This is a genomic window from Nocardioides endophyticus, from assembly GCF_039543845.1.
In the GTDB taxonomy this organism is placed as follows: Bacteria; Actinomycetota; Actinomycetes; order Propionibacteriales; family Nocardioidaceae; genus Nocardioides; species Nocardioides endophyticus.
The window spans coordinates 1-22,478 of the sequence record NZ_BAABKN010000042.1; the positions used below are offsets into that span (position 1 = coordinate 1).

Below are 22,478 nucleotides of genomic sequence, written 5' to 3' on the forward strand. Positions count from 1 at the left end.
AGCCATACCCCCAGCCTACGACTAACGAACCGCATTTTCCGTGCAGGACACTAGCGGCCTTCGCACCTCAACCACCGAGGTGCCGAGCGGCCTTCGCACCTCAACCACCGAGGTGCCGAGCGGCCTTCGCACCTCAACCACCGCGAGCGTTGGTCTCGCTCGTTGGCGGCACCGGTCCAGCCCACGTTTCGCCCGCGTTACCTCCGGGGAAGACGCTCGTTGACCTCGTAAGGAGAACAAGTTCTAGCTGGGAGCGCTGGAGCTCGCTTGCCCGAAATGAGAACACGTTCTATTGTTCCGTGGCGGTCTAGACCAGGTGGGGAGGTGCAGGGTGGCGTTCTCGGCTGCGTCGATCGTCCGAGGGCCCGGCGAGCTGGCCGCGATGGTCATCGACGTCGCGAAGCGCACCTTCACCACCCCCTTCCAGGTCCGCGAGTTCATCGAGCAGGCGTGGTTCATCACCAGTGTCACGCTGATGCCCACCATCCTGGTCTCGATCCCGTTCGGTGCGGTGATCTCGTTGCAGGTCGGCAGCCTGACCGGCCAGCTCGGCGCCCAGTCGTTCGCCGGCGCGACCGCCGTCCTCGCGGTGGTCCGCGAGGCGGCCCCGATCGCGGCAGCGCTGATCATCGCCGGTGCCGCGGGGTCCGCGATCTGCTCCGACCTCGGCGCCCGCAAGATCCGCGAGGAGATCGACGCCATGGAGGTCCTCGGCGTCGACCCGATCGCGCGACTCGTCGTACCCCGCGTGCTCGCGACCATGTTCGTCGCCTTCATGATCATCGGCATCGTGATCGGCGCCGGCATCGGCGGCGCCTACTTCTTCACCGTGATCATCCAGGGTGGCTCGGCGGGCGCGTTCCTGTCCTCGTTCACGGCGTTGGCCAGCATCAACGACCTCTACATCGCGATCGTCAAGGCCGTCCTGTTCGGGGGCATGGCCGCGATCGTCGGCGCCTACAAGGGCCTGAACGCCGGCGGTGGTCCCAGCGGCGTGGGCCGCGCGGTCAACGAGACGGTCATCGCCGCCTTCATGCTGCTCTTCTTCATGAACGCGGTCATCACCGCGATCTACTTCCAGGTCGTCCCCCCGGCAGGCATCTGACATGGCCACGATCGGCGAGCTGGGCGGCGCGTTCTACAGGGGACGCCGCGACTCCCTCGAGCAGTACGGCGACCAGCTGCTGTTCTACGTCAAGGCGCTGCTCTGGGTGCCGCGTGCCATCAAGCGCTATCCGCGCGAGATCACCAACACCCTGGCCGAGGTCACCTTCGGCGCCGGGGGACTGACCCTGATCGCGGGATCCGCAGGCGTCATCGCGTTCCTCGCCTTCTTCGCCGGCACCGAGGTAGGCATCCAGGGCTACGCCTCACTGAGCCAGATCGGCGTCGCCAAGTTCAGCGCGTTCATCTCGGCCTACTTCAACACCCGCGAGGTCGCCCCGCTGATCTCGTCGATCGCGCTCGCCGCGACGGTCGGCTGCGGCTACACCGCCCGTCTCGGGGCGATGCGGATCTCGGAGGAGATCGACGCGCTCGAGGTGATGGGCATCCCGTCGCTGCCGTTCCTGGTCACCACCCGGATGATCGCCGCCTTCATCGCCGTGATCCCGCTGTACGTCGTGGCGCTGAGCGCGTCGTACCTCTCGCCCCGTCTGATCACGACCTACATCTACGGGCAGTCGCCAGGCACCTACGACCACTACTTCCTGCAGTTCCTGCCGCCCATCGACATGCTCTGGTCGTTCTTCAAGCTGCTGTTCCTCGCGACCGCGGTGATCCTGATCCACTGCTACTACGGCTACACCGCCTCGGGTGGCCCGGCCGGAGTCGGTACGGCGGTGGGCCGCGCGATCCGCACCAGCATCGTCACGATCGTGGTGGCCGACTTCTTCCTCAGCTTCGCGATCTGGGGCTCGACCACCACCGTCAGAATCACGGGCGGGTGACGGCGATGCTCGTGAACATCTACCACGACAGCCCGGACGAGCACCGCCGTCTGGTGGTCGCGGGCGTCGCGTTCCTGACGGTGATCGCGCTCCTGATCGCGCTGTCGGTCGCGATCTACCAGAAGACGTTCGAGAAGTCGACGACGATCACGATCAAGGCCGATCGAGCGGGCCTGCAGCTCGCGAAGTTCGGCGACGTCGAGCTCAACGGTGCCCTGGTCGGTCAGGTCCGCAAGATCGGTCAGGACGGCAAGCAGGCGGTCATCACGGTCGCGCTCGAGCCCGACCAGGCGGCGGCGGTCCCGGAGAACGTGACCGTGGAGATCATGCCCACGACGCTCTTCGGGCAGAAGTACATCTCGCTGGTCCGCCCCGACGACCCGTCGACGAAGGCGATCGCCGACGGAGCCGTGATCCCGGCCAGTCGGGTCGAGACGAACGTCGAGCTGAGCCGGATCCTGGCCAACCTGTTCCCCCTCCTGCGCGCCGTCCGTCCCGCCGACCTCAACGCCACCCTCAACGCCTTGGCGACCGCGCTCGAGGGCCGCGGCGAGCAGCTCGGCCAGTCCATGGACGAGCTCGACACCTACCTCGGCAAGATCGATGACCACCTGCCGACGCTCCGCGAGGACCTGGTCAAGCTCGCGGACGTCGCCAACACCTACGACCTCGCTGCCCCAGACCTGCTCGCCGTGCTGCGCAACGTGACGACGACCGGGCAGACGATCGTGGACAACAAGTTGCAGCTGGGCAGCTTCTTCGCCGACCTCCGGGGCGTCGCCGACACCTCCACGCGGGTGCTGGGTGACAACGAGAGCAGCCTGATCCGGCTCGGCCAGGTGACCGAGCCGGTGCTCAAGCTGCTTGCCGTCTACTCACCTGAGTTCCCGTGCCTGATCAAGGGCGCCGCCAAGTACGCGCCGCGTCTGGCCAGGACCTTCGAGGGCAACCAGGTCAAGCAGTACCTCGAGCTCGGCACCCCGCAGTACCGCGCGTACGACGAGCGCGACCGCCCGACGTACGGCGAGGTCGGGCACGGACCGTGGTGCCTCGGTCTGCCCGACGCGCCGGTCCCGGTGCCGCCGGTCGCGCTGGACCAGGGCAGCGACATGGACGAGCACCCGCCGACGTCGCCGGTCCCCGACCTCCTGGGCCTCAACCGGGTCGGCGCCGACTACTCCGGCAGCTCTGGTGAGCAGCAGATCGTCAACGCGATGCTCGCGGAGCGCACCGGCTCCAGCGCCGAGAGGTACGGCGCGCTCGGGTCGCTCATGTACGGACCACTGGTCCGCGAATCCGTGGGGGGTGCGCGATGACCTCTCGCAACGCCACCACGATCTCAGCCGGCATCAAGCTCGGCATCTTCACGGTCGTCTCTCTGCTGGTGACCGGGCTGCTGGCCGCGATCATGGGCAACATCGGGTTCGGCAGCAGTACGACGTACCAGGCGGTCTTCTCCTCGGCCTCGATGCTCGAGAAGGGCGACGACGTGCGGGTCGCCGGCGTCAGCGTGGGCGAGATCAAGAAGGTCGAGCACTATGAGCGCACCGAGGCGCTGGTGACGTTCAATGTCCAGTCGGGGGTGTCGCTGACCACCGCTTCGCGGGCCGAGATCCGGTTCCTCAACCTCGTGGGCGACCGCTACCTCGCCCTCGAGCAGGGCTCCGACAAGGATGCGAAGGCGCTCGGCGACGGTGGCACTCTGCCGATCGCGCAGACCAAGCCCGCGCTGGACCTCACGGTGCTCTTCAACGGGTTCCAGCCGCTCTTCCAGGCGCTGAACCCCCAGCAGGTCAACGACCTGAGCATGAACCTCGTCCAGGTGCTGCAGGGCGAAGGCGGCACCGTCCAGGGCCTGCTCCAGAAGACCGCGTCACTGACCAACACGCTCGCCGACCGCGACGAGCTGATCGGCCGCGTCGTCAACAACCTCAGCGAGACCCTGACCACCGTCGACAGCCGGCACCGGCAGCTCAACGACCTGGTGATCGGCCTGAAGGACTGGATGACCGACCTTGCCCGCGACCGCTCGACGATCGGGTCGTCGCTGCAGAACATCTCGGACCTGACCGTCGTGGTCGCCGACCTGATCCGTCAGGGCCGGCCGCTGATCAAGTCCGACGTGGCCAAGCTCCGCGAGCTCGCGGCGCTGCTGAACAAGAAGGAGTCGCGCAAGCAGGTCGTCGAGATGCTGGACCGCCTGCCGGAGTCCATGACCGATCAGACCCGCACCGGCACCTACGGCAGTTGGTACAACTACTACGTCTGCGGCTTCAGCGGCCGGATCACGCTGCCGGCCGGCCTGGGCGACCTCCCCGGCGTCAAGCAGCTGATGAACGAGCTCAACCACCTCGACTTCCGCTCGTCGGCACCGCGCTGCAACGGGGCGGCTGCCCAGTGAGCCGGCTCCGATGAGTACCGCGAGGCGCCGCAACGAGGCGCGGATCATGCGACTCGGCGCGATCACCCTGGTGGTGATGGCGCTGATCATGGCTGCCGCCTTCAACCTCGGGAAGTTCCCGGGGTTCGCCGGCACGTCGTACCGCGCGGAGTTCAAGGACGCCAGCGGCCTCCACAAGGGCAACATGGTCCAGGTCGGCGGGATCCGGGTGGGCCGGGTCCAGGACGTCGAGCTCAAGGACAGCAACACCGTCGTCGTCACGTTCGACGTCGAGAACGGGGTCGAGTTCGGCAAGGACACCAGCGCCTCGGTGGAGGTGCTCAGCCTGCTCGGCGAGAAGTACCTCGAGCTGCAGCCCGCAGGCACCGGTCAGCTGTCCGCCGACGACGTGATCCCAGTCGAGCGCACCCAGTCGGCGTACGACATCGTCGGCGTCTTCACCGACCTGACGACGACCACCGAGCGGATCGACACCGACCAGCTCGCGCAGGCGCTCGACGTCGTCGCCGACACCACCAACAAGGCCGCTCCGGAGATCGAGCAGAGCTTCCGCGGCATCGCCCGGCTGTCGGAGTCGGTGGCCTCGCGTGACGAGCAGATCCAGGCCCTGCTCAAGGGATCGCAGAGCGTCAGCAAGACCCTCGCCGCCCGCAGCGACGACCTCGTGTCCCTGATGAAGCACAGCGACCTCGTCTTCAAGGAGGTGCAGCGCCGCAAGGAAGCCGTGCACCTGCTGCTCGTCAACGCCCGTGACCTCGCCACGCAGCTGCGCGGCGTCGCGAAGGACAACCAGGCCCAGATGGGGCCGGCGCTCCAGGAGGTCGACGACCTGTTGTCGCTGCTGAACTCCAAGGAGAAGGAGCTCAAGGCGACGATCGGTGCGCTCGGGCCGTACGTCGACATCCTCAGCAACATCATCGGCACGGGTCCGTGGTTCGACGCCTACGCCTCCAACCTCCTCGGTATCCCGACCGGCGAGTTCCTGCCCACCCGAGGGGAGGGCTGAGTCGTGCGCGCACCCAACACGGTCGTCGGCCGCGTCCTGGCCGGGGTCCTGGCGCTGGTGCTGGTCTTCGGCATCTACTTCTTCGCCGTCCGCGACACGACCGAGACCAAGACGGTGACCGCCCACTTCCCGCGAGCGGTCAGCATCTACCCGGGCAGCGACGTGCGGATCCTCGGCGTCAACGTCGGCCGGGTCACCGCCGTCGTGCCCGAGGGCAACTCGGTGCGGGTCGACATGACGTACGACGCCAAGTATGACGTGCCGGCCGGCGCCAAGGCTGTCATCGTGACGCCGACGCTCGTCGCCGACCGGTTCGTCCAGCTCACCCCGGCGTACGCCGAGGGCGACAAGCTGATGGCCGACGGCGCCGATATCGCCCTGCCCGAGACGGCGGTGCCGGTCGAGCTCGACCGGATCTACGCCAGCCTGCGCGACCTCTCCGAGGCGCTCGGCCCCAACGGCGTCAACAAGGACGGCACCCTCGACCACGTCCTCGAGGCCGGGGCGAACGCGCTCGACGGCAAGGGTGAGCTGGGCAACCAGATGCTCACCGAGCTCGCGGCCGCGGCCCAGACCTTCGGCGAGGGGAGCGGCCCACTGTTCGACACCGTCACCCAGCTGGCAACACTCACGACGACCCTCGCGCAGAACGACAAGTTCGTGCGCGCCTTCATCAAGGACCTCGCCGGTGTCTCGTCACAGCTGTCCGACGAGCGGACCGAGATCCGGCAGTCGCTCGCTGCGGTGGCCGATGCGGTCGGCACCGTCAAGGGCTTCGTGCACGACAACCGACAGGCACTCGTGACGGACGTCGAGAAGCTCACCCGCGTGATGCAGACGATCAACTCGGAGAAGGACAGCCTCGACACCGCGCTGAAGGTCGCGCCGACGGCGATCGGCAACCTGAGCCTGGCCTTCAACACCCAGACGGGCACCATCGGCTCGCGCATCGGCGTCAGCGGCAACCTCTGGGACGCCGACGGCTTCCTCTGCTCGGTGGTGCAGCAGGCGAGCCTGCCCGGCAAGACCGCCGACCTCGCCTGTGCCCTCTTCAAGCAGCTGCTGGAGCCGGTCGAAGGCCAGCTCCCGACGATCCCGCCGGCCACGCCACGGAGTCCGCTCGCCAACGGAGCCGCCAACCGGGTCGCGCCCGGGTCGTCGCTGTCGCACCTGATGGGAGGGGGCTCATGACCCGCCTGCTGCGCTGGTGCGTGCTGGTGGTCGTCCTCGCGGTGACGGCGACCGGCTGCAAGTTCGACGGCGCCTACGACCTCCCGCTCCCGGGCTCGCCGGTCTCCGACGACAACTCGTTCCAGATCACTGCGGAGTTCGCCGACATCCTCAACGTGGTCCCGAAGTCGCCCGTGATGGTCGACGACGTCACCGTCGGCGAGGTGACCGGCGTCGAGCGGGTCGGCTGGCATGCCAAGGTGACGATGCGGGTCAAGGACGACGTCGAGCTCCCCGACAACGCGATCGCCGACATCCGCCAGGTCAGCCTCCTGGGGGAGAAGTACGTCGCCCTCGAGGCGCCGACCCAGGGCGCGCCGACCGGCAGGCTGTCCGACGGCGACAAGATCGACCTCGCCGACACCGGCCGCAACCCCGAGGTCGAGGAGGTGCTCGGCGCGCTGTCCTTCCTGCTCAGCGGCGGCGGGGTCGCCCAGCTCGGCACCATCACCCACGAGCTCAACGAGGTGATGGACGGCCGCACCGACCGCCTGCGTCACCTGCTCGGCTCGCTGGAGGACGTCGTCGGCAGCATCGACGACCAGAAGGCGGACATCCTCAACGCGATGGAGTCGATCGCGCACCTGACCGAGACCCTCAACGCCGAGAAGAAGTCGATCACCGGAGCGCTCGACGTGGCCGGTCCCGCAGTCGACGTCCTGGCCAAGCAGCACGACGAGCTGATCGCGATGCTCACCTCGCTCGACAAGCTCGGCGAGGTCGGGACCCGGGTGATCGGCAAGAGCAAGGACGACATCCTCGCCTCGCTCGACCACCTCCAGCCGATCCTGGCCAGGCTCCACGAGGCCGGTGACTCGCTCGCGCCCGGCATCAACCTGCTGGTGAGCTTCCCCTTCCCGAAGGAGGCCGGCGACATCGTGAGGGGCGACTACGCCAACACGTCGATCCGTGCCGACATCAATCTCGAGAACATCATCCCCAACGGCGATCCGGGCGGCGGCATCCCCGGCCTGCCCAACCCCGGGGAGGTGCTCACCCAGGTTGAGAAGTGCCTGCGCAGCGGTGACCTCACCAGCGCGGCCTGCGCCAAGGTGCTCGACTCGCTGGACCTGCTCAAGCAGCTGCGCGCCGACTGCAAGAAGCCGGCGTACAAGGACAACCCGGTCTGCGTGCTCATCAACGTCGTCCCGAGCGACGACGGCGGCACGCCCACCGTCCCAGGTGTCCCCGGGCTGCCGGACCTCCCGATCCTCGGTGGGCTGCTCGGCGGGCTCGTCGGCGGCGCCGACCCGCGTGCTGCCGTGCCCAGTCCGAACGCGCTCTACGGAGGACCGCAGTGAGTCGCGGCGTACGGATCCGGATCGGTGCCTTCCTGGTGTTGAGTGCCGTCGGCATCGTCTACATCGCCGGCACCTACCTCGGCCTGGTCGACCGCGTGCTCGGCCGCGGGATCACCATCCAGGCGACACTGCCCAGCTCGGGTGGACTCTTCGAGGGCAGCGAGGTCACCTACCGCGGCGTGAAGGTCGGCAAGGTCGCGAAGATGCAGGCGACTGACAAGGGCGTCACGCTCGACCTCGCGCTGGAGGACGGCACCGATATCCCCGCGGACTCGCCGATGTTCGTGCACAACCTCTCGGCGGTCGGCGAGCAGTACCTCGACTTCGAGCCTCCCGACGAGAAGGGCCCGTACGTCGAGGCCGGCGGCACCATCGACGGCGACGTGGAGTCGCTGCCCGTGGACGAGGCCGACCTCCTGGTCGAGCTCGACCAGTTCGTGAGCTCGGTCGACAAGGGCAACCTGGAGACCGTGGTCCGCGAGCTCGGCACCATGTTCGACGACACCGGCGTCCCGCTGCAGCGGCTGCTCGACAACGGCAGCAAGTTCGTGCGCGAGGCGTCCGCCCACACCGATGAGACCATCGCGCTCCTCGACCAGGGCAAGAAGGTGCTCACCACGCAGCAGGGCGAGAAGGAGAACATCCGCTCGCTCTCCAGCGACCTGCGCTCGCTCACCGACGCGCTCGCCGCCAGTGACGGGGATCTCGAGAAGGTCCTCGACGGCACGCCCGGCACCGCCCGCGAGCTCGACGCGCTGCTCAAGGACCTCGAGCCCACGCTGCCCGTCCTGCTCGGCAGCGCCGTGAGCGTCAACCAGGTGGTGGTCTCGCACCTCGACGGCGTCGAGCAGCTGCTCGTGACCTACCCGCGCACCATCTCGTCGGGCTTCACCGGCACGCCCGGCGACGGCTACGGCCACGTCAACCTGCAGCTCGCCTACAGCCAGCCGCCGTGCACCGACGGCTACAAGCCGCGCAGCGAATGGCGGCCGCCGAGCAACCTGTCCGACAGCGAGATCTACCCGGCGCACTGCAAGGCCGGTCCGCCGTTCGCGATGCGCGGGTCCAACTACTCGCCCGGCACGCCGGGCAACCCCTCGACGGGTCGCCTCTACCGTTCGTCGTACGACCCGACCACCGGCATGGTCGGGGGCGCGGTGGACCGCCGGGGCAACCCGGTACGGTTCGTCGATCCGGGCAACCTGTCGATCCTGGGAGATGACGCGTGGAAGTGGCTCCTGGTGGGACCGGTGAGCGAATGAAGCGGCCAGGGCTCACCGTCGTGCTGTACGCCGTGGCGCTGCTGCTCGGCTGCGCCGTCGTCTTCGGCGGTGTGCTCATCCAGCAGGAGCACCAGGACCGGCAGCGCGCCGCGGCCGAGCAGGCGCGGTACGGCGACGTGCTCACGGCAGCGCGCACGGAGATCGAGGCGTTCGTCAACATCGACTACACCAACGCCCAGGAGAGCATCGACGCCGTGGCGGCGGGTGCCACGGGCGACTTCGCGAAGCAGTACGACACCAGCACGAAGGACGTGGTGAAGATCCTGACCCGCGCGAAGTCGGTGATGGAGGGCAAGGTGCTCTGGGCCGGCATCGTCGACTCCGACTCCGACAGCGCCTCGGTCATCGTGGCCACCACCGGCACCGTCGCCAACGCCTCGACCGACAACAAGCCGGTCGCCCGCCAGTTCCGGATCAAGGTCGACCTGGTCCGGGAGAAGGACGCCTGGAAGACCAGCAACGTGGAGTTCGTCGGATGACCCCTCCACGCAAGGGCCAGTCCCGCCCCGCCACCGGCCGCCCGCGCAAGATCGCGGGCCGGGGTGCAGGTCAGGAGCAGGTCGAGCCGGACCCGGTGGTCGAGCAGCGAGCGCCAGCGAGCGTCGTCGAGACCCCGGAAGTCGACGAGGCGCCTGAGGACCCACAGGCTCGCGCGGACGTTGCGGGGGTCTCGACAAGCTCGACCAACGACGACGCGCCCGAGAGGCGACCGCGAGCACGTACGACCTGGATCCTGGTCGCCGTCATCGCGATCCTGGCCCTGGTCGGGATCGGCGAGCTCGTCTACCTCAACCGCGACCCGTCGCCGACGGTCTCTGCCGCCCGCCCGGTGGTGATCGGCGAGCTCAGCCACCGCGCGGCGGTCGAGGCCGCGGCGCGCTCCACCGAGCAGATCCTGTCGACGAGCTACCAGGACTACGACGAGCAGGCCGCCAAGGCGAGCGAGAGGATGACCGACACCTTCGCGCAGGAGTACGCGGAGACGTCGGACGGCATCAAGGACGAGTTCATCGCCCAGAAGACCAAGCTCCAGGTGAAGGCGGTCGCGCAGGGCGTCGTGCAGGCGTCGCCGGCACAGGTGCAGGCGCTGCTCTTCCTCAACCAGTACGTCGAGAAGGAGCAGGACGGCCAGCCGAAGACGGCGTTCGCGCAATACCGGGCGCTGGTGACGGTCGTCCACACCGACCACGGATGGCTGGTCTCCAACATCGAGACCCAATGAAGGTCCACCACCGTGATTTCCCACCCGGCGATGTGGCAAACTAGAACACGTTATAGTTGAGTCCGTGTCCGGAGAGGAGCAGGATCACGGCGTGGCCCACCCCTCAGGTAACAACATCGACACCGACCTCCTCATCGTCGGAGCAGGCCCTACCGGCCTCTTCGCCGCCTACTACGCCGGGTTCCGCGGCATGCGCATCGCCGTCGTGGACTCACTGCCGGAGCTCGGCGGCCAGATCACGGCGATGTACCCCGAGAAGCAGATCCTCGACGTCGCAGGCTTCCCGACCGTCAAGGGGCGCGAGCTCGTCGAGGGACTCGTCGAGCAGGCGGCCAAGGCCGAGCCGGTCTACCTGCTCGAGCGCACCGCCGCGAGCCTGACCGAGGACGAGGACGGAGTGACCGTCGGCCTGGACGACGGCACCAGCGTGCGCGCCAAGGTCGTCCTGATCACCGCCGGCATCGGCAAGTTCAGCCCGCGCCCGCTGCCCGCCGGCGAGGGCTGGGTGGGCCGCGGCCTGGAGTTCTTCGTCCCGAGCTTCCAGCCGTACGTCGGCAAGGACGTCGTCATCGTCGGCGGCGGTGACAGCGCGTTCGACTGGGCGCTGCACCTCGAGCCGGTCGCCTCCTCGGTCACCCTGGTCCACCGCCGCGACGCGTTCCGCGCGCACGCCGGCACGGTCGATGCGGTGAAGGCGTCGCCGAAGGTCGAGATCGTGACCAAGGCCGAGGTCTCCGCGATCAACGGCAATGGCACGGTCGAGTCCGTCGACATCACCGTCGACGGTGAGGTCACCACCCGCCCCGCGCAGGCCATCGTGGCCGCGCTCGGCTTCATCGCCGATCTCGGCCCGATCCAGCAGTGGGGGATCGAGGTGCAGAAGCGACATGTCGTCGTCGACTCCTCGATGCGCACCAACCTCGCGCGCGTCTTCGCCGCCGGTGACGTCACCGAGTACCCCGGCAAGGTGCGGCTCATCGCCGTCGGTTTCGGCGAGGCCGCGACCGCTGTCAACAACGCCGCGGTCGTGATCGACCCGAGCGCCCACGTGTTCCCCGGTCACTCCAGTGAAGGAAGCTGAGGCACCGCCCGTGAAGATCAAGATCGACTTCGACCTCTGTGAAAGCAACGCACTCTGCGAGGCGATGGCGCCCGATGTGTTCGAGCTGGACGACGATGACTTCCTCCAGCTCAAGACCGAGCACACCACCCCCGAGAACATCGACGCCGTGAACCGCGCCGTGGCTGCCTGCCCGCGCGCCGCGATCTCCCTGGAGGACTGACATCTTGAGCACCACCTCTCTCGACGGCAAGGTCGCGATCGTCACCGGTGCCGGCGCCGGGCTCGGCCGCGCCGAGGCGCTCGCGCTTGCTGACGCCGGCGCCCGCGTCGTACTCAACGATCTGCCCGGCGGTGCCGACGGCACCGCCGAGGAGATCCGCTCGCGGGGCGGCGAGGCCAGCATCGTCACCGGCGACGTGGGGGAGCGGGCCACCGCCGACGCGATGATCGCTGCGGCAGTCGAGGGCTTCGGCCGCGTCGACGTCGTGGTCAACAACGCCGGCATCACCCGCGACCGGATGCTCTTCAACATGTCCGACGAGGAGTGGGACCAGGTGATCCACATCCACCTGCGCGGCCACTTCCTGCTCTCCCGCAATGCCGCGGCGTACTGGCGCGCGCAGGCCAAGGAGTCCGGTCCGGTCAACGCGAGCGTCGTCAACACCGCATCGGAGGCGTTCCTCTCCGGGCCGCCCGGACAGGCCAACTACGGCGCGGCCAAGGCCGGCATCGCCGCGCTCACGGTCTCGACGGCGCGCGCGATGGCGAGCAGCGGCGTCCGCGCCAACGCGATCTGCCCGCGAGCCCGGACGGCGATGACCGCCCAGGTGTTCGGCGAGGACCAGTCCGGGATGGACGTCGACCCCTACTCGCCCGAGCACGTGGCGCCCGTTGTCGCCTACCTCGCATCCGATGCCGCGGAGCGCATCACCGGCCAGGTCTTCGTCGTGTACGGCGGCATGGTGGCGCTCGTCGCGGCCCCGGTCGTCGAGGAGCGCTTCGACAAGGCCGGCAACCTGTGGACGGCCGACGACCTCGACAAGCAGCTCGGCGGCTACTTCACCGACCGTGACCCCTCTGTCGGCTTCGCGGCCGACTCGATCATGAAGCTGAAGGCGCAAGAGATGCAAGAGATGGGTGGAGCATGAACCGCTTGGACGGCAAGGTCGCCATCGTCACCGGTGGCGCGCAGGGGCAGGGCGAGGCCATCTCGCGGCACTTCGTCGCCGAGGGCGCGAAGGTCGTCATCGCCGACATCGCGAAGGAGGCCGGGCAGGCCCTGGCCGACGACCTCGGTCCCGGTGCGCACTACGCCGACCACGACGTGAGTGACGCGGCCTCCTGGGCGCGCGTCGTCGAGGACGCGAACGAGCGGTTCGGCCCGGTCAACGTGCTCGCCAACAACGCCGGCATCCTCCGCTTCGGCGACATCGAGCGGCAGCCGGCCGAAGAGGTCGAGCTGATCTGGCGGATCAACCAGCTCGGCTGCTTCCTCGGCATGCAGGCCGTCACCCGCACCATGCGCAAGAACGGCGGCGGCTCGATCATCAACGCCTCCTCCGTCGAGGGCCTCGCCGGCATGGCCAGCTGCACGGCGTACGCCGCCACGAAGTGGGCGATCCGCGGCATGACCAAGTGCGCCGCGATGGAGCTCGGCCCCAAGGGCATCCGGGTGAACTCGATCCACCCCGGCATGATCGACACCCCGATGACCCGCGTGCACGGTGGCGACGCGGCCATGGAGTTCGGCGCCTCCCGGGTGCCGCTGCGCCGGGTCGGCTACCCCGAGGACATCGCGCCGCTCTACGTCTTCCTCGCCAGCGACGAGTCGTCGTACATCAACGGCGCCGAGATCTCGATCGACGGAGGCGTGACGTCGACCCACGCCTTCGGCGGCTAGTTTCCACGCATGGCAAACCAGCGCGGCCAGGTCGTGATGAGTCACGACGAGCAGGTCGAGTTCCTCCTCCAGCAGCGGTCCTCGACCCTCGGGACCTTCGGTCCGCAGGGACAGATCCACCTCGTCGGCATGTGGTACGGCGTGCTCGACAACCAGATCTGGTTCGAGACCAAGAAGAAGGCGCAGAAGACCGTCAACCTGCGCCGCGACCCGCGCTGCTCGTTCCTCGTCGAGGCCGGCCACACCTACGACCAGCTCCGCGGCGTCGCGATCGAGGGCCAGGGCGTCGTGATCGAGGACGAGCAGGTCGTCTGGGACGTCTGCGTCAACATCTTCGAGCGCTACAACGCGCCGTACACCGAAGAGATGAAGCCGTTCGTGGAGTTCATGGCCAAGAACCGTGCGGCCATCCGCCTCGACGTCGACCGGGTCCGGTCCTGGGACCACCGCAAGCTCGGGCTGCCCGCCATGGAGCTGGGCGGCTCCACGGCGGCGTTCCTGGAGTAGCTCAGGCCCCCAGGGACGTCATACGAATCGAGCCCTCTGGGCCACGATTCGTATGACGTCCCGACGCCCGTCAGCTCAGGCCGGGTAGGGCAACAGGCCCTGGTTGACCTGCTCCCATGCGGTGCGGAGAGCGGCCAGGTCCTGCGGGCGCTTCTTGGCGAGGTCCGCCTGCTCGCGCGAGTCGGCCTCCACGTCGTACAGGTGGTCGACGCCGTCGATCCGCACGTACTTGAGGTCGCCGCGGCGCAGCGCCCGGCCGCCGCGCGTGCGCCAGAAGAGGTCGCGCTCCGGGACCCGACGTCCCTGGAAGAGGTGCGGGACCAGGCTGGTGCCGTCGAGCGGGTACGCCGGGTCCGGCTTGGCGCCGCCGAGCTCGAGGAAGGTCGCGGTCCAGTCGGTGGTGTAGACCGGCAGGTCGTCGACCTGGCGGGCGCGGACCTGCCCTGGCCAGGAGAGGATCATGGGGACCCGGATGCCACCTTCGTTGACGCTGGCCTTGTTGCCGCTGAATGGCCAGTTGTACGAGAAGCGCTCGCCACCGTTGTCGCTGGCGAAGAGGATGAGTGTGTCGTTCTCCTGGCCGGTCCGACGCAGCTCGCGCAGGACGGTGCCGATGGCGGCGTCGAGGGTCTCGACCATCTCGACGTACTTGTCGACCGAGCCGCCGTCGTAGTGGAAGAGGGCCGTGCGGTCCCCGGCCTTGATGCGGGCGGTGATCTCGTCGCTGACCGCCTTGTCGCCGGGGCCTTCCCACGGCCAGTGCGGCGAGGTGAAGTTGAGGTTGAGGAGCCAGGGGTTCTTCTGCCTGGCGCTGCGGCGGACGACCTCGACGGCCTTCTCCTTCAGGATGTCCGTGTAGTAGCGCGGGTCCTGGGTCAGCTCCTCGCCCTCGTACAGGTCGTAGCCGAACGTCGTGTACTTGCTGAAGTAGTCGACGCCTCCGGAGTAGTTGCCGTAGAAGTAGTCCCACCCGGACTTCAGCGGTGAGAACCACGGTAGGAAGCCGCCGTGCCACTTGCCGACCATGTTGGTGGAGTAGCCGGCCCCGCGCAGCAAGGGCGCGAGGGTCGGGTGCTCCGGCGGGATGCCGTCGACGGGTGTCGGAGCCCCGATCGGCTCCTGCAGCCCGCCGGGGATGCGGCCCGGGTGCCGGCCGGTGTAGAGCGCTATCCGGGTGGGAGAGCACACCGCACCGGCGGAGTAGCCCTGCGTGAACCTCAGCCCGGAGGCGGCGAGCTTGTCGAGGTTGGGCGTGCGGATGTGCGGAGCACCGTACACGCTGAGGTCGGCGGCGCCGAGATCGTCGGCGAAGATCACGAGGATGTTGGGGCGCGGAGTCTTGCCGTGCCGGGCGACAGCACGGAACGGCTGCTCGGCGTACGCCGAGTCCGCGTTGGTCACGGCCGCGGTGGCGCCGAGTGCGCCGACGGCGGCGCCTGCCAGGGTGCGCCGGGTGAGGCCGCCGGCACGAGAGGGGGAGTGGTCGGTCATGGTCCTTCTTCCGAGTCGAGGGACAATAGGCGAGTGAGACGGCCGACATACTAGAGCTAACACGACAGACGTGGTGGACGTCCAGCTGGTGGCGGTGGTTGGCTGTCCCGTGTGACGCGACGGGTCGATGTCGACTACCTCGTGGTCGGTGCGGGTGCGACCGGCATGGCGTTCACGGACTCGCTGATCGACCACGCCGACGTACGCGTGGCGCTGGTGGATCGCCGCTACGCCCCCGGCGGGCACTGGCTCGCGGCGTACCCGTTCGTGCGCCTGCACCAGTCGTCCACCTTCTACGGCGCCGCGTCGACGGTGCTCGGGGGTGGCCGGATCCAGGAGCGCGGTCCCGAGGCCGGTCTCCACGAGCGGGCCGATCAGGCGAAGATCTGCAGCTACTTCGGCGACCTGCTGACCGACCGGATGCTGGCGTCCGACCGGGTCGAGTTCTTCGCCGGCTGCGACTACCTGGGGGAGCGCACCTTCGTCTCTCGGGTCTCCGGGCAGACGTACGAGGTGCCGGAGACCTGCCGGATCGTCCACGCCAGCTATCTGTCTCCCGACATCCCGGCCGAGTCGAAGCCGCGGTTCGGCGTGTCCGACGGTGCCCGGGTGATCCCGGTCAACGACCTGGCCCGGCTCGAGGACGCGCCTGGCCAGTTCGTCGTCGTGGGGTCCGGCAAGACCGCGACCGACTCCTGCATCTGGCTGCTCGCCCGCGGCGTCGATCCGGACGCCATCTGCTGGGTGCGGCCGCGCGATCCGTGGATGCTCAACCGAGCGCTCATCCAGCCCGATCCCGTGATCTACCTGGGCATGGTCGCCGACATGATGGCGGCCGCTGCGACGGCGGCGTCGCTCGACGACCTCTTCCTGCGTCTGGAAGAGCTCGACATCATGCAGCGCATCGACCCGACCGTCACGCCGACGATGGCCAAGGCGCCGACGCTCGGACGGTGGGAGCTCGACCAGCTGCGCACCATCGACAACGTCGTACGTCTCGGACACATCCAGACCGTCCGTCGTGGCCGGCTCGACCTGACCGAAGGATCGGTCGGGATCGCGGACGATGCCGTCGTCGTCGACTGCGCGGCCGACGGCCTGAAGCGGCGGCCGCGAGTGGCGATCTGGGGGCCAGACGCGATCACTCCGCAGCCGGTCCGCGCCGGTTTCCCGTGCTTCGGTGCCGCGCTTGTCGGGTACGTCGAGGCGACCCGCGACGACGACGCGGAGAAGAACCGGTTGTGCCCGCCCTCGTCGTTCGGCAACACGCTGACGGACTGGGCCGAGATGAACGTGATCGGCTTCCGCAACTCAGCCGCTTTCGGCTCCGAGCCGGACATCAAGGACTGGTCGAACCGGGTCGCCCTCAACCCGGCGCGCCTCCCGCCCGACTACCCCGACTCCGCGCAGCTCGATGACGCCGTACGCCGTCTGCGGGCGAACACGTCCGCAGGAGTGGCCAGGCTCGCTCAGCTGGGCGGGTTGGGCTAGCAGGCACCGGCCGGTCCTCTAGAACCTGGTGAGGCCGCGCTTGATCTCGTCCTGTTCCTGGGACGACATCGCCTCCCACTTGCCGGGATTGATCCACCACGAGAAGCAACCCTTGCCCAGCCACGCCATCACGGAGTCGTGGGCCCGGAGCGGCGACGAGAGGTGGCGAGCGACGTAGAGATCCAGGGCCTGCCGATCTGTCGATCCGAGGATCAGACGTGTCGTCGGCTCGTCCGTCGCGGCTTCGGGGTCGCTTCGTTGTGGGACGACGGCGATGGCCAGGGGAAACGGAACGGACCCGCCATCGTCGATGTCTTGCGCCTCGAAGAAGTCCGCATAGCTCAGGGCGACGCCGTTGACGGACTCGTGCGACGCGGTGTGGATGGCGACCGAGCCGGACTCCGTGGACGGCAACGACAGGTCGGCGTGCAGCGAGAGGCGGAGCTGCTCGAGCTGCCTGTAGTGCTCCTGCGTCCTCGCCAGTCGCGCGTCGAATCCGGGCGTTGCGAAGAAGCTCGATACTCCGCTGTCTCGCTTCCTGAGGAAGTTCAGGAGATCGATCAGGTCAGAGCGGTTCTGCCACTCGATCGTCGTGGTGCGGATGAGCTGTCGACGGTAGTCGTCGAGGTGGCGCAACCGGCGAGCGTTCTCGAAGCCGGCGAACTCCTTGTGGTCGTGGGTGCCGCAGAACCCGGGGAAGGTCGATGCCTTGGACGGTGCCTCGCTGCCGATGCGCGAGGCGCGAGGGTAGGCGGTGAAGGTCTCGGGGTTCTTGGGCGTCTTCAGGCCCTTGCCGCCGTCCGCGATGACCTCGAGGAAGGTCTGCGAGATCACGTGGGACCCGATCGGCGGTCTCCTGCACTTCGGCCACAAGCACTGACGGCGGGCGTCGAGCTGGGTACGCCACGTCGTCAGCCGCGGCCTCAGCCCGGCGATGTCAGCGTCCGGTAGGCCGGCGGCCGAGAGGGCATCAACCAGCTTGTCGACGTTCCGGATCACTGCCGCGAAGACCCTCCGTCAGTCGCGGAGGAGGAGCTTGACCGCGACCTCGATCTGCTGACCGGTCTCGGCGGCGGTGGTGCGGCCGGTGACCCAGCCGACGAGGGCGGAGAGCCAGACGTCGCCGATGACGCGGGCGATGGCGACGTCTTCCTCGGTGAGCTTGTCGTGGCCCTCGGGGTGCATCGCCTTGGTCAGCATCGAGGTCAGCAACATGCCGACCTGGTGGATCTCGGCGGCGACGGATCCGTCGGCGAACATGAAGGCGCGGGTGAGGGCCTCGGTGAGCTGGGGGTCGCTCTGCATGCCGCGGGTCGTGCGTTTGAGCGAGTTGATCACCCGTTCGGCGGCGGTGTCGCCTTCGGAGGGGCGCTCGCGCATGATCGCCTCGGTGCGCTCGAACTCGCGCTGCAGCGCCGAGACGAGCAGGTGGATCTTGGAGGGGAAGTAGCGGTAGAGCGTGCCGAGCGCGACGTCGGCCTGCTCGGCGACCGCTCGCATCTGTACGGCGTCGAAGCCGCCCTGCGAGGCGAGCGTGATCGTGGCGTCGAGGATCCGCTTGCGGCGGTCGCGCTGGGCGGCCGAACCGAGGTCCTCGACGGCCAGAGAGTTGGCGCTGCTCACTCGGACCCCCATGGGTGTTGTTGTGGCCGCCCCGAACACGACGGCGGTCCGCCGATTCTAGTGACCAGATCCGGCGTACCCGCTGGTAACGACTCTGTGATCTGCAACTAGGCTAACAATCCATGGTCTAAAATAGGAACACGTTCCAGTTCGCCAGGGCACCGTGTCCGACGGATCGAGAGATTGAGGTGCGGATGCGAGTCGCGTTGCTGTCCTATCGGAGCAAGCCGCACTGCGGGGGACAGGGCATCTACATCCGCCACCTCAGCCGCGAGCTGGTCAACCTCGGCCACTCCGTGGAGGTGTTCTCCGGCCAGCCCTACCCGGAGCTCGACCCGGGCGTGGAGCTGACGAAGCTGCCGAGCCTCGACCTCTACCGCGAACCGGACCCGTTCCGGTTGCCGAAGCTCAAGGAGTTCCGCGACCGGATCGACGTCGAGGAGTTCGCGACCATGTGCGCGGCCGGCTTCCCCGAGCCGAAGACCTTCAGCCTGCGCGCCGTACGCGAGCTGAGCGGCCGCGTCGACGACTTCGACATCGTCCACGACAACCAGGTGCTCGGCTACGGGATGCTCGAGATCGAGAAGCTCGGGCTGCCGCTGCTCACGACCCTGCACCACCCGATCAGCTACGACCGCCGCATCGACATCGCCGCCACCAAGAACCCGTGGCGCAAGTTCACGCTCACCCGCTGGTACGGCTTCGTGAAGATGCAGGCGCGGGTGGCCCGTCAGGCCCGCAAGATCCTGACGCCGTCCGAGACGTCCAAGCGCGACATCGCGAAGGACTTCGGCGTCGACCCCGAGCGGATGCAGGTCATCCTGCTGGGCGTCGACGACGCGTTCGTGCCGCCGACCAAGCCGCGAGTGCCCGGCCGGATCATGGCGATGGCGAGCGCCGACGCGCCGATGAAGGGCATCGCGACGCTGCTCGAGGCGTTCGCCAAGCTGCGCACCGAGCGTGACCTCGAGCTGCTGCTCGTCACCAAGCCCAAGGAGGGCGGCCGCACCGAGAAGCTGATCGACAAGCTGTCGATCAACGACTCGGTCCGCTTCGTGCACGGCATCAGCGACGCCGAGCTCGTCGAGCTGATGGGCTCGGCCGAGCTCGCCTGCGTGCCGTCGCTGTACGAGGGCTTCTCGCTCCCGACTGCCGAGCTGATGGCGTGCGCCACTCCGCTCGTCGTCTCGGACGCCGGAGCGATCCCCGAGGTCGTCGGACCCGACGGGCTGTGCGCCGACCTGGTCACGCCTGGCGACGTCGGCGAGCTCGAGGCCGCGATCGCGAAGATGCTCGACGACCCCGAGCGCCGCGCGCGGTACGGCGCGGCCGGGCGCAAGCGCGTCGAGGAGCTGTTCAGCTGGCGGGCGGTGGCCGCCAAGGTCGCCATCGCGTACGAAGAAGTCATCGCCGACTACCAGGAGGAGCGCACCAGTGCTGACCGTTGACTTCGACCGGCTGGGCCTGCGGCCCGGCGAGCGGGTGCTCGACATGGGTGCCGGCGGTGGACGCCACGCGTTCGAGATGTACCGCCGTGGGGCCGACGTCGTCGCGTTCGACATGGACGCCGACGAGCTGGCCGGCGTGCTCGAGATCTTCGGTGCGATGAAGGAGCAGGGCGAGGTCCCGGCTGGTGCCTCGGCCGACATCAAGCAGGGCGACGCCCTGCAGCTGCCCTTCGCCGACGGCGAGTTCGACCGGATCGTCGCGGCCGAGGTGCTCGAGCACATCCACGCCGACGTCGACGCGATCAAGGAGCTCGTGCGCGTGCTGCGCCCCGGCGGCACCCTGGCGATCTCGGTGCCGCGCTGGCTGCCCGAGGTCATCAACTGGAAGCTCTCCGACGACTACCACAACGCCCAGGGCGGGCACATCCGGATCTACACCGACCACGAGCTGATCGACAAGGTCACCAAGGCCGGGAAGTTCAACGATGGCACGGCCGGCGACGCGATGGTCTTCGAGGGCAAGGACTATGCCCACGGACTGCACGCGCCCTACTGGTGGATCAAGTGCGCGGTGGGCGTCGAGAACGACGGCCACCCGCTCGCCAAGGCGTACCACAAGCTGCTGGTCTGGGAGATCATGAAGCAGCCCAAGACGCTGCAGTACGCCGGCAAGGTCCTCGACCCGCTGATCGGCAAGAGCATGGTCCTCTACTTCCGCAAGCCCGACGTGGCATGACGGATCCCCTCGCACAGCTTCCGTACGTCGAGGGCATCCTCACCGCCGAGCAGGTCGCGGCGACCGCGGCGTCGATCGTGGCGATGCAGGAGCCGTGTGGCGCCGTGCCGTGGAGCGTCGGCGAGCACGTCGACATGTGGAACCACGTCGAGGCCGCCATGGCGATGCTCGTCGGCGGCGAGGCCGACGCGGCCGAGCGCGCCTACGGCTGGATGCCGACGATGCAGCGCGACGACGGCTCGTTCCCGACCAAGATGGTCAACGGCAAGGTCGAGGACGACCGCGGCGACGTCAACATGACGGCCTACCTCGCGGTCGGCATCTGGCACCACTGGCTGGTCCGCCGCGACATCGCGTTCGTGCACCGTTTCTGGCCGAGCGTGCGGTCCGCCCTCGACTGGGTGGTCTCGCAGCAGCTGCCGTTCGGCGGTATCAACTACACGCCGACCGAGGACTTCGCGCTGCTGACGGGCTCCTCGAGCATCTACCAGTCGCTGCGCGCCGGCGTCGCGCTCGCCGACCTGCTCGACGACCCCCAGCCGGAGTGGGAGCTCGCCGGCGGCCGGCTCGGCCACGCCGTACGCGAGCACCGCGACCTCTTCGAGGACAAGTCGGCGCACTCGATGGACTGGTACTACCCGGTCCTCGGCGGCGCCGTACGCGGGCGGGACGCCTTCGAGCTGCTCGAGAGCCGCTGGGACGAGTTCGTCCGACCGGGCCTCGGCATCCTCTGCGTCGACACCAACCCGTGGGTGACCGGCGCGGAGACCTGCGAGCTCGCGATGGCGCTCGACACCCTCGGCGACCACCGTCGCGCGCTGACGCTGATCAAGGACATGCAGCACCTGCGCGAGGACGACGGCCGCTACTGGACCGGCTGGGTGTACGGCGACGAGTCGGAGACCGTGCCCGAGGGCGAGCCGCGCAACGTCTACTGGCCGGTCGAGTACACGACCTACACGGCCGCCGCGGTCATCCTCGCCATCGACGCCCTCGGCGAGGTCGCCGGGCACAGCACCGCCGGCTCCGGCATCATGCGCGGCACCTCGCTGGCACCGCACTTCGCCGAGCTCGCCCTGGAGTGCGGCTGCCCGTCAGCCGACAGCGTCTCCAGCCTGTCCTGACGTCCGGCGCAGCACCCGCATCGAGCCCAGCGCCTCCACCTCGGTGAAGGCGCCGCCCTCCAGCGCGCGCAGGAAGACGTGGTAAGGCGGCTGCCCGCCGTCCGCGGGGTCGGGGAAGACGTCGTGGATGACGAGCAGTCCGTCGCTGGTCAGCCAGTGCGCCCAGCCGGAGAAGTCGTTCTGCGCGTGCTCCTCGGCGTGGCCCCCGTCGATGAAGAGCAGCGACAGGGGAGTGCGCCAGTACGCCGCGACCGTGGTGCTCTTGCCGATCACCGCGACGACCTGGTCCTCGAGCCCGGCGAGCGCGATGTTGCGACGGAAGATCGGGAGTGTGTCCATCAGCCCGAGCTCCGCGTCGACGAGGGAGTCGTCGTGGTGCTCCCAGCCGGCCTGGTTCTCCTCCGAGCCGCGGTGGTGGTCGACCGTGAAGACGGTGCCACCGACCTCGCGAGCAGCGGCGCCCAGGTAGATCGCGGACTTGCCGCAGTAGGTGCCGACCTCGAGTGCCGGGCCGTAACGGAGTCGCTCGCGGGCGTAGCGGTGCAGCAGGAGCCCCTCGTCCGGGGGCATGAAGCCCTTCGCGTGCAGAGCGTGCTGCAGCAGGTCGGCCGGCATGTTCGTCACGGACCGGACCCTAGGGCACGGCCGGCGTTGCGGCCTCCAGAGCCTCGGCCCGACGTCGCGGACCGCGGCGAGCCGCAGC

Annotated in this window: 23 protein-coding genes; 19 read left to right on the plus strand and 4 right to left on the minus strand. The window is 68.7% G+C overall.

Annotated elements, in window-relative coordinates:
* The first annotated feature begins 331 nt into the window (after positions 1-331).
* The 15 genes from ABEA33_RS26725 (at position 332) to ABEA33_RS26795 (ending at position 13,862) form a co-directional block, all read left to right on the plus strand.
* A complete protein-coding gene (locus tag ABEA33_RS26725; RefSeq protein ID WP_425577481.1) occupies positions 332-1,105 on the plus strand; it encodes an MlaE family ABC transporter permease in 774 nt (257 codons plus the stop codon).
* 1 nt (position 1,106) lies between these two features.
* The gene (locus ABEA33_RS26730) at positions 1,107-1,949 is read left to right on the plus strand and encodes an MlaE family ABC transporter permease (protein WP_345530198.1); all 843 of its coding nucleotides are present in this window, start codon (positions 1,107-1,109) and stop codon (positions 1,947-1,949) included.
* Between the two features lie 5 nt (positions 1,950-1,954).
* Positions 1,955-3,265: an MCE family protein gene (locus ABEA33_RS26735; protein WP_345530247.1), complete on the plus strand. Its 1,311-nt coding sequence runs from the start codon at positions 1,955-1,957 to the stop codon at positions 3,263-3,265.
* Positions 3,262-4,350, plus strand: a complete 1,089-nt coding sequence (locus tag ABEA33_RS26740) for an MCE family protein (RefSeq protein ID WP_345530199.1) — start codon at positions 3,262-3,264, stop codon at positions 4,348-4,350. The genes ABEA33_RS26735 and ABEA33_RS26740 overlap by 4 nt, the downstream gene beginning before the upstream one ends.
* Positions 4,351-4,360: 10 nt before the next feature.
* Positions 4,361-5,356 carry an MCE family protein gene (locus ABEA33_RS26745; protein WP_345530200.1) on the plus strand — a complete coding sequence of 332 codons (996 nt, stop codon included), beginning with the start codon at positions 4,361-4,363 and terminating at the stop codon, positions 5,354-5,356.
* A gap of 3 nt (positions 5,357-5,359) precedes the next feature.
* Positions 5,360-6,547, plus strand: a complete 1,188-nt coding sequence (locus ABEA33_RS26750; protein WP_345530201.1) for an MCE family protein — start codon at positions 5,360-5,362, stop codon at positions 6,545-6,547.
* Positions 6,544-7,887: an MCE family protein gene (locus ABEA33_RS26755; protein ID WP_345530202.1), complete on the plus strand. Its 1,344-nt coding sequence runs from the start codon at positions 6,544-6,546 to the stop codon at positions 7,885-7,887. The genes ABEA33_RS26750 and ABEA33_RS26755 overlap by 4 nt, the downstream gene beginning before the upstream one ends.
* Positions 7,884-9,149 carry an MlaD family protein gene (locus ABEA33_RS26760; RefSeq protein WP_345530204.1) on the plus strand — a complete coding sequence of 422 codons (1,266 nt, stop codon included), beginning with the start codon at positions 7,884-7,886 and terminating at the stop codon, positions 9,147-9,149. Before ABEA33_RS26755 ends, ABEA33_RS26760 begins: the two co-directional genes overlap by 4 nt.
* Positions 9,146-9,649 (plus strand): hypothetical protein, encoded by a 504-nt coding sequence (locus tag ABEA33_RS26765; protein WP_345530205.1) that lies wholly within the window; start codon positions 9,146-9,148, stop codon positions 9,647-9,649. Before ABEA33_RS26760 ends, ABEA33_RS26765 begins: the two co-directional genes overlap by 4 nt.
* Complete coding sequence (locus ABEA33_RS26770; RefSeq protein WP_345530206.1) at positions 9,646-10,392, plus strand: hypothetical protein; 747 nt, start codon at positions 9,646-9,648, stop codon at positions 10,390-10,392. The genes ABEA33_RS26765 and ABEA33_RS26770 overlap by 4 nt, the downstream gene beginning before the upstream one ends.
* Before the next feature lie 64 nt (positions 10,393-10,456).
* The gene (locus tag ABEA33_RS26775) at positions 10,457-11,473 is read left to right on the plus strand and encodes an NAD(P)/FAD-dependent oxidoreductase (RefSeq protein WP_345530207.1); all 1,017 of its coding nucleotides are present in this window, start codon (positions 10,457-10,459) and stop codon (positions 11,471-11,473) included.
* Positions 11,474-11,483: 10 nt separating this feature from the next.
* Positions 11,484-11,675 carry a ferredoxin gene (locus ABEA33_RS26780; protein WP_345530208.1) on the plus strand — a complete coding sequence of 64 codons (192 nt, stop codon included), beginning with the start codon at positions 11,484-11,486 and terminating at the stop codon, positions 11,673-11,675.
* A 4-nt stretch (positions 11,676-11,679) separates the two neighbouring features.
* Entirely contained in the window at positions 11,680-12,603 is a 924-nt protein-coding gene (locus ABEA33_RS26785; RefSeq protein WP_345530209.1) for a 3-oxoacyl-ACP reductase, read from the plus strand.
* Entirely contained in the window at positions 12,600-13,355 is a 756-nt protein-coding gene (locus ABEA33_RS26790; protein WP_345530210.1) for an SDR family NAD(P)-dependent oxidoreductase, read from the plus strand. The genes ABEA33_RS26785 and ABEA33_RS26790 overlap by 4 nt, the downstream gene beginning before the upstream one ends.
* Before the next feature lie 9 nt (positions 13,356-13,364).
* Positions 13,365-13,862: a pyridoxamine 5'-phosphate oxidase family protein gene (locus ABEA33_RS26795; protein ID WP_345530211.1), complete on the plus strand. Its 498-nt coding sequence runs from the start codon at positions 13,365-13,367 to the stop codon at positions 13,860-13,862.
* 75 nt (positions 13,863-13,937) lie between these two features.
* Here the strand turns inward: ABEA33_RS26795 and ABEA33_RS26800 are convergent, their stop codons facing one another.
* The gene (locus ABEA33_RS26800; RefSeq protein WP_345530212.1) at positions 13,938-15,353 is read right to left on the minus strand and encodes a sulfatase-like hydrolase/transferase; all 1,416 of its coding nucleotides are present in this window, start codon (positions 15,351-15,353) and stop codon (positions 13,938-13,940) included.
* A 111-nt stretch (positions 15,354-15,464) separates the two neighbouring features.
* On the opposite strand from ABEA33_RS26800, the gene ABEA33_RS26805 reads away from it, so the two are divergent.
* The gene (locus tag ABEA33_RS26805) at positions 15,465-16,844 is read left to right on the plus strand and encodes a pyridine nucleotide-disulfide oxidoreductase (protein WP_345530213.1); all 1,380 of its coding nucleotides are present in this window, start codon (positions 15,465-15,467) and stop codon (positions 16,842-16,844) included.
* Between the two features lie 18 nt (positions 16,845-16,862).
* Here ABEA33_RS26805 and ABEA33_RS26810 read toward each other — a convergent pair whose 3' ends face one another.
* Positions 16,863-17,843, minus strand: a complete 981-nt coding sequence (locus tag ABEA33_RS26810; protein ID WP_345530214.1) for a hypothetical protein — start codon at positions 17,841-17,843, stop codon at positions 16,863-16,865.
* Positions 17,844-17,861: 18 nt separating this feature from the next.
* Positions 17,862-18,467: a TetR family transcriptional regulator gene (locus ABEA33_RS26815; protein WP_345530215.1), complete on the minus strand. Its 606-nt coding sequence runs from the start codon at positions 18,465-18,467 to the stop codon at positions 17,862-17,864.
* 194 nt (positions 18,468-18,661) lie between these two features.
* Here ABEA33_RS26815 and ABEA33_RS26820 point away from each other — a divergent pair, with 194 nt between their 5' ends.
* Genes ABEA33_RS26820 through ABEA33_RS26830 form a run of 3 tightly spaced genes read left to right on the plus strand, consistent with a single transcriptional unit; the run spans position 18,662 to position 21,775 of the window.
* Positions 18,662-19,915, plus strand: coding sequence for a glycosyltransferase family 4 protein (locus ABEA33_RS26820; protein ID WP_345530216.1), 1,254 nt, complete (start codon positions 18,662-18,664; stop codon positions 19,913-19,915).
* Entirely contained in the window at positions 19,902-20,651 is a 750-nt protein-coding gene (locus tag ABEA33_RS26825) for a class I SAM-dependent methyltransferase (RefSeq protein WP_345530217.1), read from the plus strand. Before ABEA33_RS26820 ends, ABEA33_RS26825 begins: the two co-directional genes overlap by 14 nt.
* Positions 20,648-21,775 (plus strand): prenyltransferase/squalene oxidase repeat-containing protein, encoded by a 1,128-nt coding sequence (locus ABEA33_RS26830; protein WP_345530218.1) that lies wholly within the window; start codon positions 20,648-20,650, stop codon positions 21,773-21,775. Before ABEA33_RS26825 ends, ABEA33_RS26830 begins: the two co-directional genes overlap by 4 nt.
* Here the strand turns inward: ABEA33_RS26830 and ABEA33_RS26835 are convergent.
* The gene (locus ABEA33_RS26835) at positions 21,746-22,390 is read right to left on the minus strand and encodes a class I SAM-dependent methyltransferase (protein WP_345530248.1); all 645 of its coding nucleotides are present in this window, start codon (positions 22,388-22,390) and stop codon (positions 21,746-21,748) included. The genes ABEA33_RS26830 and ABEA33_RS26835 overlap by 30 nt on opposite strands.
* Positions 22,391-22,478 lie beyond the last annotated feature (88 nt).

Excerpts from the sequence above, each read along its gene's own strand:
- ABEA33_RS26755 (WP_345530202.1), top strand. The coding sequence starts at position 6,544 with ATGACCCGCCTGCTGCGCTGGTGCGTGCTGGTGGTCGTCCTCGCGGTG.
- ABEA33_RS26740 (WP_345530199.1), top strand. The coding sequence starts at position 3,262 with ATGACCTCTCGCAACGCCACCACGATCTCAGCCGGCATCAAGCTCGGC.
- ABEA33_RS26735 (WP_345530247.1), top strand. The coding sequence starts at position 1,955 with ATGCTCGTGAACATCTACCACGACAGCCCGGACGAGCACCGCCGTCTG.
- ABEA33_RS26765 (WP_345530205.1), top strand. The coding sequence starts at position 9,146 with ATGAAGCGGCCAGGGCTCACCGTCGTGCTGTACGCCGTGGCGCTGCTG.
- ABEA33_RS26800 (WP_345530212.1), bottom strand. The coding sequence starts at position 15,353 with ATGACCGACCACTCCCCCTCTCGTGCCGGCGGCCTCACCCGGCGCACC.
- ABEA33_RS26770 (WP_345530206.1), top strand. The coding sequence starts at position 9,646 with ATGACCCCTCCACGCAAGGGCCAGTCCCGCCCCGCCACCGGCCGCCCG.
- ABEA33_RS26790 (WP_345530210.1), top strand. The coding sequence starts at position 12,600 with ATGAACCGCTTGGACGGCAAGGTCGCCATCGTCACCGGTGGCGCGCAG.
- ABEA33_RS26820 (WP_345530216.1), top strand. The coding sequence starts at position 18,662 with ATGCGAGTCGCGTTGCTGTCCTATCGGAGCAAGCCGCACTGCGGGGGA.
- ABEA33_RS26745 (WP_345530200.1), top strand. The coding sequence starts at position 4,361 with ATGAGTACCGCGAGGCGCCGCAACGAGGCGCGGATCATGCGACTCGGC.
- ABEA33_RS26835 (WP_345530248.1), bottom strand. The coding sequence starts at position 22,390 with ATGCCGGCCGACCTGCTGCAGCACGCTCTGCACGCGAAGGGCTTCATG.
- ABEA33_RS26795 (WP_345530211.1), top strand. The coding sequence starts at position 13,365 with ATGGCAAACCAGCGCGGCCAGGTCGTGATGAGTCACGACGAGCAGGTC.
- ABEA33_RS26730 (WP_345530198.1), top strand. The coding sequence starts at position 1,107 with ATGGCCACGATCGGCGAGCTGGGCGGCGCGTTCTACAGGGGACGCCGC.
- ABEA33_RS26830 (WP_345530218.1), top strand. The coding sequence starts at position 20,648 with ATGACGGATCCCCTCGCACAGCTTCCGTACGTCGAGGGCATCCTCACC.